The sequence below is a fragment of the Arachnia rubra genome (assembly GCF_019973735.1).
Taxonomy (GTDB): domain Bacteria; phylum Actinomycetota; class Actinomycetes; order Propionibacteriales; family Propionibacteriaceae; genus Arachnia; species Arachnia rubra.
In genome coordinates this window covers 450,786-471,662 of sequence record NZ_AP024463.1, presented here as the reverse complement: position 1 = coordinate 471,662, position 20,877 = coordinate 450,786, and the positions used below count along the sequence as shown (strand labels likewise).

14 protein-coding genes and 1 pseudogene are annotated in these 20,877 nt (G+C 55.8%); 7 read left to right on the top strand and 8 right to left on the bottom strand.

What is annotated here, in order from left to right:
- The first annotated feature begins 655 nt into the window (after positions 1 to 655).
- Complete coding sequence (locus SK1NUM_RS02000; RefSeq protein ID WP_212324682.1) at positions 656 to 3,121, top strand: helix-turn-helix domain-containing protein; 2,466 nt, start codon at positions 656 to 658, stop codon at positions 3,119 to 3,121.
- Positions 3,122 to 3,713: 592 nt separating this feature from the next.
- Here the strand turns inward: SK1NUM_RS02000 and SK1NUM_RS01995 are convergent.
- The 7 genes from SK1NUM_RS01995 to SK1NUM_RS01965 all read right to left on the bottom strand — a co-directional run bounded on the left by SK1NUM_RS01995 (position 3,714) and on the right by SK1NUM_RS01965 (position 14,799).
- Positions 3,714 to 4,085 (bottom strand): hypothetical protein, encoded by a 372-nt coding sequence (locus SK1NUM_RS01995; protein ID WP_212324680.1) that lies wholly within the window; start codon positions 4,083 to 4,085, stop codon positions 3,714 to 3,716.
- A gap of 210 nt (positions 4,086 to 4,295) precedes the next feature.
- Positions 4,296 to 4,667, bottom strand: coding sequence for a hypothetical protein (locus SK1NUM_RS01990; RefSeq protein ID WP_212324680.1), 372 nt, complete (start codon positions 4,665 to 4,667; stop codon positions 4,296 to 4,298).
- A gap of 583 nt (positions 4,668 to 5,250) precedes the next feature.
- Positions 5,251 to 8,208 (bottom strand): ATP-binding cassette domain-containing protein, encoded by a 2,958-nt coding sequence (locus SK1NUM_RS01985; RefSeq protein WP_212324678.1) that lies wholly within the window; start codon positions 8,206 to 8,208, stop codon positions 5,251 to 5,253.
- The gene (locus SK1NUM_RS01980) at positions 8,205 to 10,328 is read right to left on the bottom strand and encodes an ATP-binding cassette domain-containing protein (protein WP_223927915.1); all 2,124 of its coding nucleotides are present in this window, start codon (positions 10,326 to 10,328) and stop codon (positions 8,205 to 8,207) included. The genes SK1NUM_RS01985 and SK1NUM_RS01980 overlap by 4 nt, the downstream gene beginning before the upstream one ends.
- Before the next feature lie 54 nt (positions 10,329 to 10,382).
- On the bottom strand, positions 10,383 to 11,144 hold the full coding sequence (locus tag SK1NUM_RS01975; RefSeq protein ID WP_212324674.1) for an HlyD family efflux transporter periplasmic adaptor subunit: 762 nt from the start codon (positions 11,142 to 11,144) through the stop codon (positions 10,383 to 10,385).
- Positions 11,145 to 11,146: 2 nt separating this feature from the next.
- The gene (locus SK1NUM_RS01970) at positions 11,147 to 12,502 is read right to left on the bottom strand and encodes a SagB family peptide dehydrogenase (protein WP_212324672.1); all 1,356 of its coding nucleotides are present in this window, start codon (positions 12,500 to 12,502) and stop codon (positions 11,147 to 11,149) included.
- Between the two features lie 11 nt (positions 12,503 to 12,513).
- Positions 12,514 to 14,799 carry a TOMM precursor leader peptide-binding protein gene (locus SK1NUM_RS01965; protein ID WP_212324664.1) on the bottom strand — a complete coding sequence of 762 codons (2,286 nt, stop codon included), beginning with the start codon at positions 14,797 to 14,799 and terminating at the stop codon, positions 12,514 to 12,516.
- A gap of 809 nt (positions 14,800 to 15,608) precedes the next feature.
- On the opposite strand from SK1NUM_RS01965, the gene SK1NUM_RS01960 reads away from it, so the two are divergent.
- The 6 genes and pseudogenes from SK1NUM_RS01960 to SK1NUM_RS01935 all read left to right on the top strand — a co-directional run bounded on the left by SK1NUM_RS01960 (position 15,609) and on the right by SK1NUM_RS01935 (position 20,208).
- Complete coding sequence (locus SK1NUM_RS01960) at positions 15,609 to 15,986, top strand: transposase (protein ID WP_244980183.1); 378 nt, start codon at positions 15,609 to 15,611, stop codon at positions 15,984 to 15,986.
- Between the two features lie 123 nt (positions 15,987 to 16,109).
- A pseudogene (locus SK1NUM_RS01955) lies at positions 16,110 to 16,394 on the top strand (transposase); the annotation flags it as partial.
- Positions 16,276 to 16,554 (top strand): transposase, encoded by a 279-nt coding sequence (locus tag SK1NUM_RS15395; protein ID WP_223927913.1) that lies wholly within the window; start codon positions 16,276 to 16,278, stop codon positions 16,552 to 16,554. The pseudogene SK1NUM_RS01955 and the gene SK1NUM_RS15395, both read left to right, overlap by 119 nt.
- A 352-nt stretch (positions 16,555 to 16,906) precedes the next feature.
- Entirely contained in the window at positions 16,907 to 17,683 is a 777-nt protein-coding gene (locus tag SK1NUM_RS01945; RefSeq protein WP_212324655.1) for an SDR family NAD(P)-dependent oxidoreductase, read from the top strand.
- A 3-nt stretch (positions 17,684 to 17,686) separates the two neighbouring features.
- Complete coding sequence (locus SK1NUM_RS01940; RefSeq protein ID WP_212324654.1) at positions 17,687 to 18,505, top strand: lysophospholipid acyltransferase family protein; 819 nt, start codon at positions 17,687 to 17,689, stop codon at positions 18,503 to 18,505.
- Positions 18,502 to 20,208 (top strand): FAD-binding oxidoreductase, encoded by a 1,707-nt coding sequence (locus tag SK1NUM_RS01935; RefSeq protein WP_212324652.1) that lies wholly within the window; start codon positions 18,502 to 18,504, stop codon positions 20,206 to 20,208. Before SK1NUM_RS01940 ends, SK1NUM_RS01935 begins: the two co-directional genes overlap by 4 nt.
- A gap of 271 nt (positions 20,209 to 20,479) precedes the next feature.
- Here the strand turns inward: SK1NUM_RS01935 and SK1NUM_RS01930 are convergent, their stop codons facing one another.
- Positions 20,480 to 20,818: a BlaI/MecI/CopY family transcriptional regulator gene (locus SK1NUM_RS01930; RefSeq protein WP_212324650.1), complete on the bottom strand. Its 339-nt coding sequence runs from the start codon at positions 20,816 to 20,818 to the stop codon at positions 20,480 to 20,482.
- Positions 20,819 to 20,877 lie beyond the last annotated feature (59 nt).

Below are 20,877 nucleotides of genomic sequence, written 5' to 3'. Positions count from 1 at the left end.
TCAGTGAACCGGAAGATCTACCCAACACGGAAACATGCTATAAAGGATGTGACAGCCTGGATCGAGTAACTGCTGCAATCACAAAGCGACTCCACTCGGCGTTAGGATACCGCACCCCCAACCACGTCCACCAAGAATAGGTGTCAAAACCAGCAAGCAGCCTAAAAATCCCATTTTTCAACAGTGTCCACAAAACCCATAGCACTCCATTCATCGCCTTGAAGAATTTAGCTTGAAAAGAAATTTCATCTCGCCGCAGGCCACCCCTGAATAACCCTCTAGGCATTCAATGCTCGACCACGGAATCCATGAACTTATACTGGAATTCAATTATCAGCACGGCAACCCAAGCATCGAAGCAACAGGGCCAGACTCCCGTTACCCATAAGTTAGTTCCCTTAAGTTAACATCTAGGAAAAACCACTGCGCGATTTAAGACCAGTTAGTCAAATGTTCGACAACTTCAAAGCTGCAAGAAATGCTCACGGCTGCTTGTAATATGCTTTGACAAGGCATCATGGACTACACGAAGTAGCAGATCAGCTCTAAACCAGCAAGGTCGCATCGAAGTCAAATGACCCAAGTTGGGTCTAATATCATTACTCGGATGGCCGCACATCCGGCGCGTCTCGGTGACTTAGGAAGTGAGTGCAGCATGGCTAAAAATTCAACTAAATCGGAGACCAGTATTAACTCGGCGACATCTGATGATGCCGAGAACCAACCCATCGTTGGAAGCGACGCGCCTCAAAAACACACCCATCAAGATGGTGCGGTAAGCATCGCTCCAGCTTCGGCCACGCAGAAGATGCCGGACTGGCCTGAAATTGCTATGGAGATCGCCCCTGATCCAGGACAGCGAGCCTGCCTGATAGGCAACTCCGAAAGGCGCGAGATTACCGTCATCTGCGACCACGACGGCCGGTTTGAGAAAATAACAGCTTCCGCTGCCGACTCGTGGGCCTCCCACATTGTCAAGCTGGGAGTCACAGCTGTTTGCATCTACGATCATGGGATGTTCCGCACAAAGCCTAGCCTGGCGTCTAATGTCGATGACCTAGTACAGCTAGGTATGCAGGTGGTAGTCATCACAGAAAATCCCGAGGATGAGTTCAATCTTGTAGCGTGCCTTAGCCATTTGAAGCCGCATCTACTGATGCATCACGTGGTGCCTTCCGAAGAGATCTGGCGCGCATTGCAGGCGCAGACCGGACACACGTTAGATGCCTACCGGTCGATGATCGAAATCATATGTGACTGCCATCCCGCATTGGTTCATCTGTTCCTGACAGCACTATGCCATGCCAGGGAAGGCGAAACAGTTACCACAACAACGGTTATTGACTCTTTGGTTGACACAATCACACACGTTGTGTGTACCGAGTTCGTTCAGAGCCATGACCAGGCAATTTTCCTCTCATATCTCGCGTTGCAAGGAGACCCGACGACCACCATCAAAGTTCGTCAAAGCCTGGGAAGCACAAGTCAGAACACTCACTTCGCTCAACGCATGGTCTTGGCTATCTCATCGGAGTCAGTACCCCCAGAACTGAGGGTTACCTTGTGGCAGCGGCTACGAGCACATATTGATACCGAAGCATTTGAAGCCGCTAGACAGGTTCTCATACCCCTACTCGGCAGTGGCCTGACAGATGATGTAAACCATCTCGGGCTACTCGAGCTATTTACTGGAGATACCAGCTCTTGCTTGACGCTGGAAATTTCGGACCTATTGCGACAGGCAGTCGATGCCGCTGACACCAAAGGAAAGAAACGCATCATGCGAGCACTGCCACAATTTATCAAAGACGGGTCAGTGGAAAAAGCGGCCGCCCGGATCGCCGTCATATGCTCTGACACTGATTTGAATGCATTTGGAGTGGCGCTAAAGGCACTCGATACCGCCAATACTATGCCCGATACAGCTTACGAGGTTTTTTCTCCTCTAGCAGTACTGGAATATCCGGCTCTATCGGCACACCTGGCCGAGAGGGTTATCGAAACACTTGATCCAGATGATCCGCGAATAGTTAAAGCAGTGCTCTCATGGATCATATCTTCGCCAGCGACCGCATGTAGTGCACCTGCACGCCGCTGGCATATACTTCGACGTATTGTAGCTATATCTCACAGTGATCTTCCATCAGCCTCAATTATCCGCGCAGGCATAGCCAGTCTGCGCGCTTTCACCCGACGCTCTGCAAGCGTCTATCTACACGATTTAGCCACCCAGCAAGGGTTATCCTCAGAAGGACTGCCACTCATAGCATGTTGTCTCGCTGGACTGGCCACATGTATGAATAATATGACAGATGAGGCTGCCATATGGTGCTGGAGGGCACGAGCGCTCGCCAACCCCCGCGATATGGACTACACTTGGGTATTAATTGTTCAATCGCTAGTCGCTTTCCATCGCCGGAACATTACACTAACCAATGAACTACTTTCACGCGTGGCTAAAAATTCTGCACTAACGCATGCTCCCACTCTTTATCAATTCTGCAAATTAGCCATGCAATACCTCAACAAAGGTTACGACACCTCGGGATTGATTCCGGTCTTCACTAAGGATATCCACCCCATTCTCCGCGCATTCGCCACTTACTGTTCTGCAAACATGAATCATCGAAAAGGGAATGTCCAAAAAGCCATCGACAAACACTTCACCACTGGTCGAATCTTAGCCTCAGCCAAACTCACCAATCCGTTTATTTTAGATTGGAGGCAACGACTACAAACCATATTCGTTGCTTGCCACGAGGAAGCTATAGCAAAGTGTCTGCAAAATGACATCTATGCAGCAGAGGAGACCTGGAGTTCTATAAATAATACGTCAGATTCATGCATCGGCCACAGCGATACCGGCCTAAACGATGACGATAGACTACAGAAACTTAGCATCAGCGAACAGCGAGTCGCCGAACAAATAGCCTCAGGATGCACCAACGCGCAAGCTGCCAGTGCGCTGTATTTGAGCAAACGCACAGTGGATACTCATTTGCGGAATATCTATCGCCGCCTTGGCATCTCCAATCGTGCTGATTTGATCAGGATTGTCAAAACTAACCATCCGGAATCGGACCAGGGTTCTACTACCTTGGAGCGGACTGACAAGGATTGAAGGCGAACAAAGCTAATTCAATGCCCTACGTCTAGGACAATCATCAAACCAGATCCAATCAAGAAAAACTGAAGGCCATGGAGTGCCCGGTGTTTCGTGGACAGTGGTAAAAAACCTGAATCTATTCTAACATGTGAGGCAAAAAGTCTGTATTATACCGACTTCTAAATTTCGGTAGAGAGTTTAGAGAACGCATTCATCGCGGAGGTTCTTGAAGGGGCCTCGCCCACAAGAATCCACCCCAAAAATACACTTTCATAAAAACTCTATTTCATGGAAACCTATTCAAAGCCACCACCCAGTCAACCAAAACTCCCAACCAGCAAGGATGGCCAAAAGTTCTGAATAAGCTTCATGGCTTGATTCCACCCCAGCAGCAAAAACATACTAATTATTTGAGTGGCGCAGCACAAACTCACTCAGGAAAATATACATACTCAGCCAAAATTATACAGAGGGTTCCTCACACCATACAGCAAAAACTTTCATACATCACTAGCGCTCCATGCAGCAGAAATGCTCTAGTTACCCCGCTATCAATAAACACTGGAATGGGTGGGCGAGAGTTTCTCCGCCCACCCATTCAGTGTTTTCAGCAGCAGCAGCAAACGATGCTGGAGCAGTAAACACGGCCGCCGGCAACGCTAGCGAGCTCATCAGAATTCAGGTTCTGCGTGTCGAGCTTGGGGGCAGCCTGAACAGCAAGCACAACAGCCTTGTCTGCCAGTCCCTGCTGGAACTCATCGTAGTACGCCTTCAGCGCAGCCTTCGGATCCTCAGCCGGCTCACCAGTAGGCTGAGTAACAGTGATTTCAACATCCTGCGGAATAACCAGACCTGCATCAGCAGCCACAGAATGAGGATCAGACTTCAGACGATCAGCAACCTTCTCATCAGTCCACACCGCAACCAACAACTTAGTGTAGGCATCCGTGAACTCTTCAAGTCCCTGCTTCTTTGACATTCTTCCTCCTTAATTGAACGAAACTACTTCCCCACTAAGACGCGCCTGAATTCCAGCTAGAACATCAATAAGTGTCGTCGCTCTGCATTTCTTTCACGACTTATTGACAAAAAATGAAACCCAAATCGCACATCTTTCTTTCGATTTTTCCGATCACGATCAGATGGATGAGCGGAGCGGGTGGTTTCTCCGCCCACCCATTCAGTGTTTTCAGCAGCAGCAGCAAACGATGCTGGAGCAGTAAACACGGCCGCCGGCAACGCTAGCGAGCTCATCAGAATTCAGGTTCTGCGTGTCGAGCTTGGGGGCAGCCTGAACAGCAAGCACAACAGCCTTGTCCGCCAGTCCCTGCTGGAACTCATCGTAGTACGCCTTCAGCGCAGCCTTCGGATCCTCAGCCGGCTCACCAGTAGGCTGAGTAACAGTGATTTCAACATCCTGCGGAATAACCAGACCTGCATCAGCAGCCACAGAATGAGGATCAGACTTCAGACGATCAGCAACCTTCTCATCAGTCCACACCGCAACCAACAACTTAGTGTAGGCATCCGTGAACTCTTCAAGTCCCTGCTTCTTTGACATTCTTCCTCCTTAATTGAACGAAACTACTTCTCCACTGAGACGCACTTCACATCAAGAATCCACCCCAAGAACTATGGACTCACGCACAAGTACTACATGGACAACAACAGCACCATGCAGCCTCGCCACCCGAAACGCCGGCAAGATCACTCTGATCTAAGTCCTCTGTAGTAACTGTTGGGGCATCAGGCACATAGAGCACCAGCTCGCCCCTCTCTTCAGCCATAAACCACAGATTCACTTGAACATTAAGTGCTTCTTCCGAGGAGCTTGAGACTGGAACTGGGGCAGCCTGTCTCTCGACTCGAATGACAACTGAAGCCGGAATTTCAAGACCTGCCTCAGCTAAGACATCACGCGGAGAGGCAAGAAGCCTTTGCAAGTAGAGATCATCAGACCAACTCGAAACGAGCAAGCGCGTATATGCTCGGATGAAATTCTGACGTTCTGTCTCAAATCTCCCCATGAGCATCCTCCTGAATCCACTAGTTCTTGGAAACCAGAACTCTCATTTATCAATGATGGACCATCCTGCACGGAACCACAAGGCTATCCGATGATGCCACGCATGCGTAGGATTCCGCTACGCATGCGGCTCCACATCTCTTTCCGCCTGCTGAGTCTTAGCCAAGTTAGCAAAAGTCCCATTGAGTTCCAGGAGTTCTTCATACGTTCCAGACTCAACGACATGGCCATGGTCGATCACTATGATTCGATCTGCGTCCCGGACCGTTGACAACCGATGGGCCACAACGATTCGTGTGGCGTTGAGCCTGTGCATGCTCTCCGTCACTCTGGCCTGAGTCAGGTTGTCCAATGCACTGGTTGCCTCGTCAAAAATTACGATCCGAGGTCTCGAAATCAGCGCACGCGCGATCATCAGACGCTGTCGTTGGCCGCCTGACAGACCTGCTGAGCCATCAGCGACGTTGGTGCTAAGTTTCATAGGCATAGCCTGAATGTCGTCAGCCATGCCAGCCATCTCCGCGGCTTCCCAAACCTCAGATTCGCCATATGAGCCAGAACCAGCGATGTTGTCCCGGATCGATCCGGAAACAGTTCCATTGCTTTGCAAGACGATTCCGCACTGACGTCTTACGGCCGCTACGTCGAGCTCCGCAAGGTCTTGCCCATCATAGGTGACCGAACCACTATCCGGCCTGTCGAATCCGATCAGCATTCTGAGCAAAGTAGATTTCCCGGAACCTGATGGACCAACGATGGCAACGAACTCCCCGCGACGGATGGCAATGCTCACTCGATCCAAAATCAACGGTCCATTTCCTCCATAACGGAAACTGACCTCATGCAGACGGATCTCACCAGACAGCTCCCCTGGCTGTGCCCTGCCTTCACCGGACTCGGGGTCAGCATTGAGAATCGGACGGAGGAACTCGAACGTAGGAACAACCGGCGCCAACATTTGAAGAACATAAATGAACTGGATGAAGTTGGTAATAAGCAGCTGACTTGCTAGGATCGCTGTAACAACGCGCGTCCTATCCTCAACCGTGGCACTACCAGCAGCGATGACCATGGCAATGACCACAGGCATGAGAACCGACGCCATTACCATAATCCAAGTCTCTACCCGGCGGCTCATCATCTGATGACGCAATGCCTCGCGCTGAAGCCTCCCCCATCGTGACAGGACACGATGTTCGCCGCCCGCGGCACGAAGCTTGGACATGTTCGACAGAACACTGAGGGTCAACCCGCTGACCTCCTGCTGTGCTAACAGATAGGAACGTTGGGCAGCAATATCTTGAAACATCAAACGAGCAAGCATAACTGTAACCGCGAGTAGAGCTACCCCCACGAATGCAGCCATCGCAGGAGACATAGCGGCCAAGACAAAAAAATCAGCAACCGCAATCATCAGCCCCATGACCGCGGTTACCACCGCGCCCGAGATTGTTTCCTGAGCCTGCCGGATATTGAAGATCACCGTTCCGAGCCTCCACGGCGATCGACTCTCAAAAAAAGACAAAGGAAGTGCAAGGAGCTTCGCCCATATGCCCGAACCCAAACGCTGAGCCATCCGCCCTTTGATCCGTAAAGCAAGATGATTCTGAATGGTCTGCAAACCAGCCGTGAGAAGCACAATCAGAAGCATGACAGCCCCGATCTGCAGGATCACAGAATTCTCACCGAACTGCACCAGCCGCCCTACCACGAGTCCTGAGAGAACAGGGGTTATTACGCTGAGTACCATCACAAGGGCTGCATAAAACGCAAGGCTAGCCGCATCTTTCCCCGAACCAGCCAAGGCAAATCTGAAGAGTCCCCGCAAGGTGGTGACTCGCGCCGGAAGAGGCGCCTCCGCGATTCTGGCTTCAGCATCAAGAGCTGCCAAGTCCTCCCGCTCTAGTGGACGTTCTTCGACGTCTTCCCATAGCTGAATCCAGGGTCTCTTACCCTTGAAAGTAATCGTGCACGGTACTTTCTCGGGTCCGTAACGCGTGACAAAAGGCGTGGCGTGAGGCGTATGCCACCAACCATCTGCGAGTTTAAGTGGGCGCAATCGTACCCATCCGATCGCGCTGAGGTCATCAAAGGACTTAGCAGTGCGCAGCGACGGCACGATGCCTGCTGGAGGCACTAGCCGCTGCTGTCTACCGCCAGACCAGAGGGCTCGTGCGATGGCGGTACCCCATGGTCCCAGCAAATCACTCAGCTCACGCTCATGCCCGCCTCCACTGGAAAGTCTGCGATTGGCACGGCCCGTCTCTTCCAGCTGTTCTTTCTCCCGATGCGCAGCGGCATCAATACGATCGCGTTGCTCCTCCCGCCTAAGCGCCACTCCCCGCGCACAAGCCTGCAGAAGGGCAATACAATGCTCCGCCCAGGCTCTGCCAAGCAATCCGCGATCAAAGAGTTCTCCCGTTGTGGCAACACGAACGGTGGCCGATCCAGTGGCGCGGACCCAATCATGCTTACCAATGCCAAACCAAGACAAAGGCGGTCCGCCCCCTTCCCCATTCGTTATTTCCGTGACTGGGCAGTGCACATCTAGAACCGGTGAATGCTCGATCCAGACCCAGGAATTGATGGGCCGCATTATGTCTTCCCGATGCACATCAACTTCACCCGGTGACAAAACATCAAAGTCACGAGGCGGCAAGGCTCGCGCGACGACGGCATCCACGCTGAGCGCAGCCAAAGTAATATCAAGCCCCTTCAAGAATGAAGCACGCCGCAGAGCACTCTGCTTCAGCGCTCTCTGTTCCTCATTAATCTCAAAGGGCCGTAAAGAAACATCGGCTGATTTTTTCACACCGAGCTTCCACCCTGGAATCGGAATACACCCGATAATAACAGCGCCTGGCGACAGCGACCCAAGCGGATACCACCCATTCTCGGTAACCGCGAAAATGTCTGCATCTCCCTCGGCAACCTCAATTCCCCACGATGGATCATCCAGTGGATAAAACGATCCCGCCGAACCCCAATCCACCTGCTCTGGTATGAATGCCCTCCGGGGAGCATTTTTAACAAAAACCGTTGTGGGTAGAATATTTCTGTCATCTACGGTCATCATGCGACCTTTGTTTTGTCGGATTTACCGGACCGGAGACCGGCATAGGTACCATTACGGGCGACTAGGGCTTCATGGGTTCCCTGCTCAACAAGTCTGCCATCGTCAAATACAAGGATGAGATCGGCATCACGAACTGTAGACAGACGATGAGCGATCACCAGCATTGCGCATCCCCGGCGACGGAGATTGGCAATAATTCTTCGCTCGGTCACTGTATCGGTAGCACTCGTAGCCTCGTCTAGGATCAACAGTGCAGGCTCGTTCGCCAACGCACGTGCTAGCTCGATACGTTGACACTGCCCACCGGAGAAATTTCGGCCGTCCTGCGCGACGAATGCGTTGAGACCTCCGGCCCTTTGGATCACCTCAGTAAGAATTTCGGAGTCTTCGAGGGCTTGGATTACGGACCGTTCAGGGATGGTTTCATCCCACAAGGTAACATTGTCTTTCACGGTGCCCTCAAACAAACTCACATTCTGATCGACATAGGAAACAGCCGCGCAGATGGATTGCCGAGAGTGATCGTCACGAGGACGCCCATCCAGCAGAATCCGGCCGGATGTCGGCTGCAGCAGCCCTGCCGCAAGCTGCCCCACCGTCGACTTCCCAGAGCCTGATGCCCCGACGAGCGCAACGCACATTCCCGGTCTCACAGAGAAACTGAGGTCAGAGAGGAATTTCGTCTCACCATCGAATGAGAACGACACATGGTCAAAATCCATCCTGCCTGTGAGAACCTCTGCGAAAGTATGGGTCTGGTTCTCCGCAGGGATGCCCTCATAGTTGAGAACATCCTCCAACCGGGCCAAGTCCGCCTGAGTGGTCTGCAGTTGGCTCGCCTGGGTGACCAGCTGAACGAGGGGTTGAGTGAAGGAGGCGAGCAAAGCTTGGAAAGCAACGAGCAGGCCTGCACCGGACATGCCACTCGCTACCCGGAGCCCGCCGACGACCAGTACCAGAGCAGTATTCATGCCCGCCAGCGCAGCAGGCAAAACGGTGATCAGCGACTGGCCTCGGCCAAGACGCTGCCCTTCTGAGATCGCCTTAGCACAATAACCACTCCACTTGGCGAAAGCCATCTGCTCGATCCCGTTCCCCTTGATCGATGCGATGGTCGATAAAGTTTGCATGGTAGAAGTTGCTAGACCAGCATCCTTGGCCTGAAGTGAACTGGCAGCATCGCGCTGTTCGCGGAGAACCTTACGTAAAGCGATCACATTGAAAGCCGATACGAGCATAACGAGGGCGGCGAGTAAGGGATCGAGTATGATGAGAGCGACTCCATAGACGACAATGAGCGTCGTACTGGCCAATGTCATGACGACATTATTTGTGATAGATGAGCTGACCCGAAAATTGGTATTGACTCGCCCAGAGAGATCGGCTGAATGCCGCTGTTGGAAGAAAACCACTGGGCGCCGCAACAACTCTTTCATGAAGTGAGTCGCGCTGCTCGTTCCCAAATGAATCTCAACACGCTTGAGGTGCTCACGCTGAATCGCCGTCAGCACCCCTATAGTTGCCGCGCATAGAATCAACAAGACAACAGGGAAAAAGACTGGAATCAGCTCGACACCAAATTCGTTCACGAACCAGCGCTGAATTATGGGTTCAAGTACTCCGGGAACTGCCACCAGCATAGTGGCAATAAGTGTCAATGTCAGCGCGCTTCCTGCGCCATGCAGACGCCGCACAACAGCGGTAAATATTGATACCTCTTTTCCTCCTTTGGAAAAATTAGGACCTGGCGTGAGATCCAAGACCACACCAGTAAATCCGCCATCGAATTCATCTAGCGGCATCACACGGTGACCATTCGCTGGGTCATTGACATGAACGACAATCCCCCGGCGAGTTCTCCGGAATCCCTCAAGAACCATGAAATGCTGAAAAGCCCAGTGAATGATCACAGGATGATCAATTGCACTCAGGTCCTCGATATCCATGACCTTTCCTCCGCCAACGAGGCCGTAGGATTCAGCTGCGGTTACGATGGCAGCAGCGTTCGCACCATCACGCGTAACATTGCAGGCAATCCTAAGCCGTTCGAGCGGCTCCACACGCCCACGGGAACGAAGAAGAATGCCGAGGCTAGCCGCACCACATTCTACCGTCTCCATCTGAATGAGCGAGGGGGTGCGTACCGGACGACGTCTGGAAGCTTTCATCTATATTCACTTTCCCAACAGACTCACTGGGGAGATATCGTCAGTATCGATCTCTGCGACGACCGGCGTTTGCGACTCGATCTGGCGATCTGGTCCTTCAAGCGACGTCCAAGCATATCCAGTCACCGTGTCCGCACGCTCCAAACTGATTACTACCAGAGTAGGGCCCACCTGCGCACCATCAGCGTTCATGGGGAAGGGAGCAAGAGACTGCACTTGCCCGCGGAGCAGTCCGTATTTCGTAGCTGCCACCCCCGACACCGTCAGCTTCACATCTTGACCAGGCTGAATCGCCTCGACCTGCGCGGCTGGAACCTCTACTATCGCTTCCAGGATTGCATTCTCAGTAGCTCCAGGTTCGACAACTGCAATGGGGGTTCCAGTGGTCACCGCGGTCCCCAGTTCTACTAGATGCTGCACGATTCGCCCACCAGTCACCCCGACGATCTGTGTATCGCTGGCGCCTGATTCTTGATGAAGAGAAGCAATTACACCGCCCTGCGTTATTACCGTACCGAGGTCCGCCAATCCGCTCACAATCCCATTGGAATCTGACTGCACCGTTACTAAGCCGCCTGGATACTGCAACCGACCTGAAGCGGTGACCTGTTGAGGAATACGCCCAAGAATCCCCCACCCAATCAAAGCGAGCATGCAGAACCCAATCACTAGTGTCACAATCCAACCGTTTGGGCTTGCCAGAGTGAGGGGAGTATCAAGTTGGTCAGGATCTCGCCGCTTACCGAGGGCTTTGAATCGGTACAGCATAACTATTCTTCCTCCTTTGCGAGTCCTAATATCAGCTGCCCGACAGGGCCATGTGAGGGGAAACCGAGCCCTGTGATCTGCTCGAATGTGTATGCAAAATTACTACCCAGCGGGCAGGCCCCCAGGCCCTCTGCGACTGCAGCAAGTTGCAGAGCGTGCATGAGAACCCCAGTATCTTTGAGGACGAGGGCTGCGCCGACACCTTCGTATTTCCACATGACCCGTCCGAATCGCGCCACCATAACGATGGTCGCTGGCGGTCTGACGCGACTCCATGTAGCACGCATGACTTCATCCGTAAGCTCAGAGGAGTCTTTGAGACAATGGACTTTTTCCAAGACATTGTCTGCTGGATTATATCGCCAAAGCCCTTGGGCAAGCCCCTTCACATGATCTACCAAGATATAGAGATCGAGCTCATGGAGAGCCCCTCCGCCCGCAACCGGTCTGCGCGAAAGCTCCATGCCTTTATCGTCTGTGAGCCGCTGCTGAATACGCGCCGACCGGTGTAGGACATTTGTCAACTGGTTCAGTGTTGGGACTGAATCCCGTTGGAAGATGAATGTTGAACGCCGCCGTTCTGTGATCAATCCGAATGGCTCATCATGGCGAAACCACCGATTTGGATCAGGTTCCGGAAGCTTGATGATTTCATCTGCTCTGATTGGATCGACCAGAGGCGGGGGTGAGTACACATCGAGATATCGGTAAGTACCGCCATACCGGAAATCCGCGGCAGAGTCACTGGCTCGCTCCATCATGAGAAGATCCACTGGGTTCCACATCGAATGGTCCAGGCTCTTCTCTATGAGCGGCGATGTCAGTAGGCCAGCACGCCACAGCAACTCGCGCAGTGGCCGCAGCTTTTCACCAATCTCCATTTGTTCCCCAGCCAATACCAGACCTGCAATAGAGGGGACCACTTTCACAAGACCACAGGCCAACCCGCTGTCAAGCGTCACCCACCCCTGCGTAGAGGTCGCAACAACGTGACGAGCCACAACCGCATCGGAAGGAACATCATCCTGACGCCAGGGAAGACGCCCTTTCTTCACCAACCGGGCCGCCACTGCCCCGTCAATCTCCACAACCTGATTGATGAGACCAGATGAAGTCAGATCACGAACGCCTGCCGCGAGGAAGGCAAGCTGTCGCATGCCGTCAGGAGAAGTCAACAACCCATCAACAAGTTCATCGACTGTGCACGGCCGTTCGACCAATCGTGTGACACGACGGGCAGCTTCTTTTCCCAATGGAATCCGATGCTCATTACTACCCTCGTTACCCTCATTGATAACCACCAAGGTGTCGCCATCGCAGCTAAATACAACACCTTCAGCAACTAGCAATTTTTGCATGGATGTCTCCTTTAGAAGAAAACACTTCGCGGGTTGATATCTTCTTCCGCGAGTGGGCGATCTATCCACCCCAATTTCACCGGCACTTCATACAAGCGCCCCGGAGCCGAACGACGCCAGAAATGCCGAAGCCCTGGGGCAAACACCTTAGTTACAAACAGCTCAATCTCAGGCCGCGATTGGTTCATAACGATTGTTTCAATTCCAACCCGTTTAAGGATATCGACCTGTTTCATCACCAGTTTGTCAATACGATAAGTATCCGGAGCAGGAAGATCACTCAGCCTAATCAGTGAATGACTGGGGTTTGGCAGAAGCCAGGGCTCAGAATCAATAGTGGCGTTCTTACACCATTCTATCGTCGCCTCGTCATTCGCCCGGTAAATGGTCTCACCATTTGCATCCCTTTCTGACACGAAGGGGAGGAACTGGTTCAGCTCAGTAAGCGCCCGGAAGAGCGCGACACTGGGATCAGGATGGGCACCAAATCCAATCATGATATCCTGGGCTTCATGGTCGCGCCTCGACATGGCTGCAAAAACAGGCATCTCAAGATCGTTCTGCAAACTCACAACCCACAGGTTCCTGCCCTTCTTCGCATAGAATTCTCTGAGGCTATCCACATATGGATCGCCAAAGGAGTCAAGATCAACACCTGGACGTTGCACACGATTAAACCACCATATCCCTACTGCGTCTCGTTCACACAATTCGCATAACCCTTGAAGAATCGCCTCCTCCAGCGTATTACCAGCTGCCGCACCATTGGAGTCAGTATATGCGTAGGGGTGAGTCTTGAGGTCAGGAGATCCATACCAGGCCAGTCCCGCAGGGACAAATATTTGCTCACCCTTGGTAAGAGACCAAGCTGGGGTGAAATCGATCGGAATAGTCTCATCCAATCTCATGGGAACCCGGTGAAATTTATTATCCGTTCCCTTGGTCGCGGATCGATTATCATACTGTTTGTCACTGAACAACAATGTGTCACGAGGGTGGACTGCACGCGCATCTAGATCACGCCAAGCAGAATGAACCGACGGAACCGTCGGATCCCATACGCCGGAAAAGCGTTCTATAGCCTCACACACTGCACTCGCTCGGGCCTGCTGACGAGTCCGTCCCTTGCCTCCCGACTGACCCCGCATATTCTCCGCCAACCAACGAAGACTGTCAGTGCTGGTTGCATAGTTGTGGCCAGCAGCAAAAGAGAAAGTAATACCGTCAGCATCTGCTCCGAGACTCTCAAGTTTCGAAACAGCGCCCACAATCGGACTGATGTGCTTGGTCAGGCGTTCAACGGTCTGCTCCGGGGTACATATCCGATAACCACCATCCTTACCCTCCAAAGCGTTCGTGGGAGAGATTCTAATATCAGCGGTCATCCGATACTTCAGCGTTCCACACACTGCACACTGCGGCTGTGGGATCACCGTATGGTCTGTGACTGCCATAGTACTCAGGTCCATGCATCGCAACACATTCATGAAGGGAGAATCATCACCATTGACTAAGGCAATAAGATGAGTTAAAATTGCTTGATCAATTATCTGCCATGCGCCGAGCATGAGCCCTGACGCCTTGATGGAAGGCAACCGATGAAGTCTTTCAGCAAGAAACCGCTCAGCATGGCGATTCGCCACGAGTCTGTCCTGGAGACATGCCCAGCACGCAGATCTTCCCGGAAAAATAGCCGGGCCAAGCCATATTGATTGCCCCCAAGGCTTGACGAGCAACCATGGTGAACCTCGGTGCTGAAGTTGCCTATTGAGTTCTTCAAGCCGAGGATGAATATAGTCCTCCGCTACGACGACCAACGAACATGCTGGATCCACAGTTGCAATGTCAGCTTCCTCATCCAGACACTCGACAGCAATGTCTTGATCCCGCAGGTACGAAGTAATCGCATTCAAAGCCTGTTGGACCTCATCGCGAGGACGCTGAAGAATCAACGGCAGCAACCGCACTTGACAAGATGCCAGCCCATCGATCGTGCGAGATGGATCCAATCCTCGGCCCTCCAGATAAGAACCGAAAGCCCCTCCGACAAGCACATCTTTTTTGAGATAACCTTTTTCAAGCATGGAACGCAGAGCAGCAAAAGCTATAGCAGGCTCTACGCTCTGAGCAGCTGCGGCTACAACGTCGGCTGTATCCCGGTGTCCGTCGATGACCTGCGCAACTTGGGCAGCTGCCCGATTATCGATGAGTATCTGGTCATTATCCGAGAGCATGAATAAATGAGACGTGTTCAACACGTCCACATTGAGCCCACTCTTAAAACGCACCGGATTCACGCAATTACCTCAATCTGCTTCTAGGATGCACTGGACGACTGATAAGCCACCCCCCAATTAATGCAACAATACCCACACCAAGCAGTGAGCATCCAGCAAAGGTCTCAATGGGTCGCTGAGAAAAATTAACAACGGCAAGTATTAGGCAAATAATCGCAAGAACCCACATAAATATCGCCGCGACCATTTTGAAACGAACCATCATCGCCTCACACTCGCCCTCACGCATCTCACGGATTCACAACTGACGTTTTTATTTTACCCAAGATCCGGCTCCTCAGATAGGTAGATATAACGAGCTACGCATTATTTCCATAAACATACGCATACCTAAGCAATCACCCATTCTGAGTTTCCCGCGCCGCGAGGCAAAAGTTTTCGAATTCAACAAAAGGCCTGCTGGATTAGCGATAGCCCCGACTGAGCAGTAGCGGGCGATGACTGGTGTCATCAAAATGGCCGGCCCTGGGGCAGGAAAGACGGTCGACGAGCTAGAAGCCCGCGGACCCCAATACCAGGGATACAACCTTCCAGCGCTTCTCGGCCTACATCAGAGGGGCTGTGACCCACAGGGATACCTCTAGCCTAGCCGGGACTGTCTGAATAACGGTGTGTGGGGTCCGGCTTGATCCGAAAGGAGATGGCCGTGGCTGACACGACTGGATTGTTGGGAGACGAGATCATTGATCCCGTGAGCGGGGAGATCGTCGATCAGAAGGAGCTCGCGCAGCGGTTGCTCGCGCAGGCGAGAGAACAGGGCGTGAGCCTGACCGGCCCGGGTGGCCTGCTCAGCCAGCTCACCAAGAAACGTGCTCGAGACCGCGCTGGACGCGGAACTGACCGAGCACCTGGGCCACGAGCACGGCGGGACCCCGTTGGGCGAGAACATGCGCAATGGGACCCGGGCGAAGACCGTGTTGACCCAGATCGGTCCGGTCGAGATCGAGGTCCCGCGGGACCGTGACGGATCGTTCGAACCGGCGATCGTGCCCAAGCGCAAGCGGCGGCTGGACGGTGTCGATCAGATCGTGCTGTGTTTGACCGCGCGGGGCCTGACGACCGGGGAGATCGCGGCGCACGTCGACGAGGTCCATGGGGTCAAGGTCTTGCAAGGGAGAGCATCAGCCGGATCACCGGGGAGCTCGCCGAGTGGGCATCCCGCCCACTGGATCCGGTCTATCCGGTGATCTTCGCTCGGCGCGATTCGCACGTGAAGGTCCGGGATGGGCAGGTGCGCAACACCCCGTTTATGTCGTGATGGGCGTCACCGTGAACGGGGAACGTGACATCCACAGGGATCTGCGCCGGCGATGGTGCTGAGGGTGCCAGGTTCTGGCCGGGAGGTGTTCGCCGAGCTGAAGAACCGCGGTGTCGAGGATGTGTTCGTCGCTGTCTGCGACGGGATGAAAGGGCTGCTGGAGGTGATCAGCACCACCTGGGAGAAGACGGTCGTGCAGCAGTGCATCGCCCATCCTGATCCGCAACAGCTTCCGTTACGCCGGCCGGCAGCATCGGGATGCGATCGTTCGCTCGCTCAAACCGGTCTACACGGCCCCGTCCGAGGCCGCGACGAAGGACCGTTTCGCCGAGTTCGCGGCCGAGTGGGGAACCGATATCCGGCGATCATCCAGCTCTGGCGCAATAGTTGGGCGCAGTATCGTGCCGTTCCTGGAATACGACGCCCGTGATCCGCCGGGTGATCTGCACCACCAACGCGACCTGTGCCGATCAACGTCCGTTACCGCAGGGCCGTGAGTGCGCGCGGGCACTTCCCGAACGAGCAAGCGGCGCTCAAATGCCTCTACTTGGCTACCCGGTCCCTTGACCCCACCGGCGGAGGACGGACACGCTGGGTAGCGAGGTGCGAAGTCCGCGCTGAACACGTTCGCGATCACCTTCACCAGACGGTTCAAAAGAACCACTCACTAATGAAAACCACCGGACCCCACACACCGTTTTACCGGACAGACCCGTTTGAGACATTTCAGCGCACGAAGTGGCTCTCTGGCAGGGAAAGCCACAAGCCCGATCCCCCGGTTTTGTTGGATCCCGACGACGCCGGTGGTGTACTTTCCACCACTTGGCAAGGGGGGATAGCGTTGCCCCCATGGCACGAGCATTGATCACGGGAGCGACCGCCGGCATCGGCAACGCCTTCGCCAAGGAGCTGGCCTCCCGTGGAAACGACTTGGTGCTCGTCGCCCGGGACCGGGAACGCCTGGAGGCCACCGCCGCCGAGCTGTCCCAGGTGCATGGCGTCGCGGTGGATGTGCTGCCCGCCGACCTTTCCGTCCGTGACGAGGTGCTGCAGGTCGCGGCGCGCCTGGAGGCGGATGCCGATCCGGTCGATGTCCTGATCAACAACGCAGGATTCGGGCTGCACGCGTCGCTGCTCGACGCCTCCCTGATCGAGAGCCATGAACGGGCCCTGGACGTGATGTGCCTGGCGATGCTGATCCTCGGCGGGGCTGCGGGCCGGGCCATGAAGGCGCGTGGCCGGGGCCGGATCATCAACGTCGCCTCCACGTCGGGGGCGATCTTCACGGGCAACTACTCCGCCATCAAGGCCTGGACCCGCACCTGGTCCACCGGGCTGGCCCTGGAGCTGAAGGGCACGGGGGTCCAGGTGACGACACTGCTGCCCGGCTGGGTGCGCACCGAGTTCCACCAGCGCGCCGGAATTAAGGCCACCAACCTGCCCCCGGTCGTGTGGATCGATGCGGACGTCCTGGTCAGGCAGTGCCTGGCCGACGTCGCGCGGGGCCGCATCGAATCGGTGCCGACGCTGAAGTGGAAGATCGCGCTGTTCGTCGCAGACCACGGGCCCCGCAGCTTCATCCGCTGGTTCTCCCACAAGCTATCCGCTAGCAGAAGGAAGCGCTGAGACATGGCGAAGGTCCCGAAACCGGGTAAGCACGCCTCCAAACTGAACGCATTGACCCGCCAGGCGGCCCAGATGCTGCTGCTGAAGCCGACGATGTGGCGATTGCTACGTGTCCACGTCCACGGCAAGGCGAACCTCGAAGGCCTGGAGGCGCCGTGCGTGGTCTTCGCGAACCACTCCTCCCACCTGGATACCCCCCTGATCTACGGGGCACTGCCGAACCGGATCTCGAAGTATCTGGCGGCTGGCGCGGCACTCGACTACTTCTATGACAAATGGTGGAAGGCCGGGCCGATGTCGTTGTTCTTCAACGGCTATCCCATCGACCGGAGCAAGGGGAAGGAAACCGAGGGGCCGAAGAAGCGCAACGTCCGGGGCATGTCCGCCGCGCTCCTGGACGCCGGGGTGCCGCTGCTGATCTACCCCGAGGGGTCGCGGTCCCGCACCGGCGCGATGGGCCCGTTCAGGCCGGGCGTGGCGGCGCTGTGCATCACCCGGAAGGTGCCTGCCATCCCGATCGCGCTGATCGGCGCCCACGCCGCCTGGCCGAGCACCCAGAAGCACCTTCCCAAGGGCCGTCCGGTGGTGCACGTCGTCATCGGCCGTCCGATGCTGCCGCTGCCTGGCGAGATCGCCCACGAGTTCAACGAGCGGATGAGACGCCGGATACTGGAGCTCCACGACACCACGGCCCGCGCCTACGGGGCCAAAACCCTCGACGAATATGCCCGTACTGTCGCCCTTGAGAAGGCGACTAAGACCGAGATCACTACCTTGGCCGAGGAGGCCAAGGCCCACGCCGATCAGCAGGAGGAGCAATGATCGAAGGCGTCAAGCAGCACAAATGGTGGGGCTGGGGTGAAGAGGGCAAGTCGTACCACCACGACGACAAGCCGAAGTTCGCGCCCTTCGTGAAGAACCTGGTCGGCGTCGACATCAACGAGCCCGTGAGACCTCTGCCCAGGCTGTCGGACCTGGAGATCCCGCCATCGCGGCTGGAGGCGGCGCTGCGTGACTCCCTGGTCGCGATCTCCGGCGCCACCTACGTGCAGGCCGACGACGAGACCCGCGTCACGCATGGCTTCGGCAAGGGTGTGCGTGACCTGATGCGGGTGCGCGCCGGCGACTTCGGCAGACTGCCCGACGTGGTGGTCTACCCCGCCACCGAGGACGAGGTGGCGCGGATCGTCGACGCCGTGGTCGCGGCCGACGCCGTCGTGATCCCGTTCGGCGGCGGCTCCAACATCGTCGCGGCGCTGGAGGCCGAGCCCGGTGAGCAGCGGCAGGTGGTGTCGGTGAACCTGGGACGGATGAACCAGGTCATCGCCATCGATGAGCATTCCTCCCTGGCGCACATCCAGGCGGGGGTGTTCGGGCCCGACATGGAGGCGCAGCTCCAGGCCCGCGGCTGGACGATGGGCCACCACCCCGACTCGTTCGTGTGGTCGACGCTCGGCGGCTGGATCGCAACCCGCAGCTCGGGGATGCAGTCCGACAAGTACGGCGACATCGCCGACATCTGCCGGGGCCTGCGCATGGTGATGCCCGGCCAGATCCTGTCGCTGCGTCCCCTGCCGTCGACGTCGTCCGGGCCGAGTGTCCGGGAGATGGTGCTGGGCTCGGAGGGCCGGCTGGGAATCATCACGTCGGCGTGGGTGAACGTGCACCGCATCCCGGAGGTGCGGGAGATCCAGGCCTACTTCTTCCCCACCTACGAGAACGGCCTGAAGGCCTGCGAGCAGATCGTCTCCTCCGACGCCGCCGTCATGATGGCGCGGGTCTCGGACGCCATCGAGACGAAGTACATCATGGCCAACGGCAAGCAGTCCTCGAAGCTGTCGTCGCTGCTCAGCAAGGGCATCGAGAAGGTGATGCTGGCCAAGGGCTGGGATCTTGAGAAGATCGCGATGGCCTTCGTCGGCTTCGAGGGATCGCACAACCATGTCACCTACGAGAAGGGCCTGGTCGGCAAGATCGTGCGGGCCAACGGTGGGCTGGGCGTCGGCAAGGGGCCCGGCAGCCTCTACGACCAGAAGAAGTACGACACCCCCTACATCCGCGACTTCATGCTGGACCACGGCATGATCTGCGACGTCTCCGAGACCTCCACCCCGTGGCGCTACGCGGCCGAGATCCACAGCAAGACCGTCGCCGCCGCGCAGCAGGTCTTCGATGAGCGGGGCGTCAGGGGCGTGGTGTTCTGTCACCTATCGCACTCCTACCACTCGGGCGCCTGCCAGTACTTCACGTTCGCCATCGCCGACGCCTCCGACGGCGCCATGGACACCTATGACAGCGTCAAACGCGCGATCCAGCAGTCGTTCATCGACTGCCACGGCACGGTGTCACACCACCACGGCGTCGGCGAGGAGCACTCCCCCTGGATGGACCAGGACATCTCCCCCGCCGGCGTGTTCATCCAGCGGACGCTGTTCGAGGGCGTCGACCCGGGCCGCAACCTGAATCCGGGCAAGATCGTCCACGACGGCAAGCCGGGCATCTCGTCGAACTCACGCGACGCCTGACCAGAGACCAGTCACGAGACCAGCTGACCGCTCCCGGCAGCCTCCTGCGGGAGCGGTTCTCTCTGCCCGGCCGGCGTCCGGGAATATTCCCGGAAAATGGGGAAGCGCTACTACGAATTGTCGTATTCATCTACTACAGATTGTAGTTCTTAACAAAAGTTAACAACGATTGCGAGGAATTTTATGAGACGCGGGGATGACTTTTGTCCCAATAATCTGGACGGATCCTTTCCCGCGGCATATCTGGCTAGCCGGCTTGGCCGATTGGACCTCAGTGGGCTTCAGATTCCGTGGCTTCCCGGAGCAGGGTCTCATCCAGCAGCCTCAGCGCCTCCCGGCGCACCTCGGCGGGGACGTCACTCAGCAGGCCCGCCATGTCGCGCGCCAGCACCACGGCCTGCGGGTCAGCAGGCTCGTAATGCCAGGCCCGGCGCTTCATTTCCCGTTTGGCAAGGCCTTTCTTAGCCAGGCGGTCCAGCACTGTCATGACGGTGGTGTAGGCCAGGTCCCGGTCACGCGCCAGCAGCCCCTGCACGTCGACGACGGACAGGGGCTCGCCGGCCTGCCACAACAGCACCATCACACGCTGCTCCAGCTCACCACGCACCATGTCGGCATTGTATTCAACAATTCATCGGGACATTTTGTCGGCATCTTGAAATAGGGTAT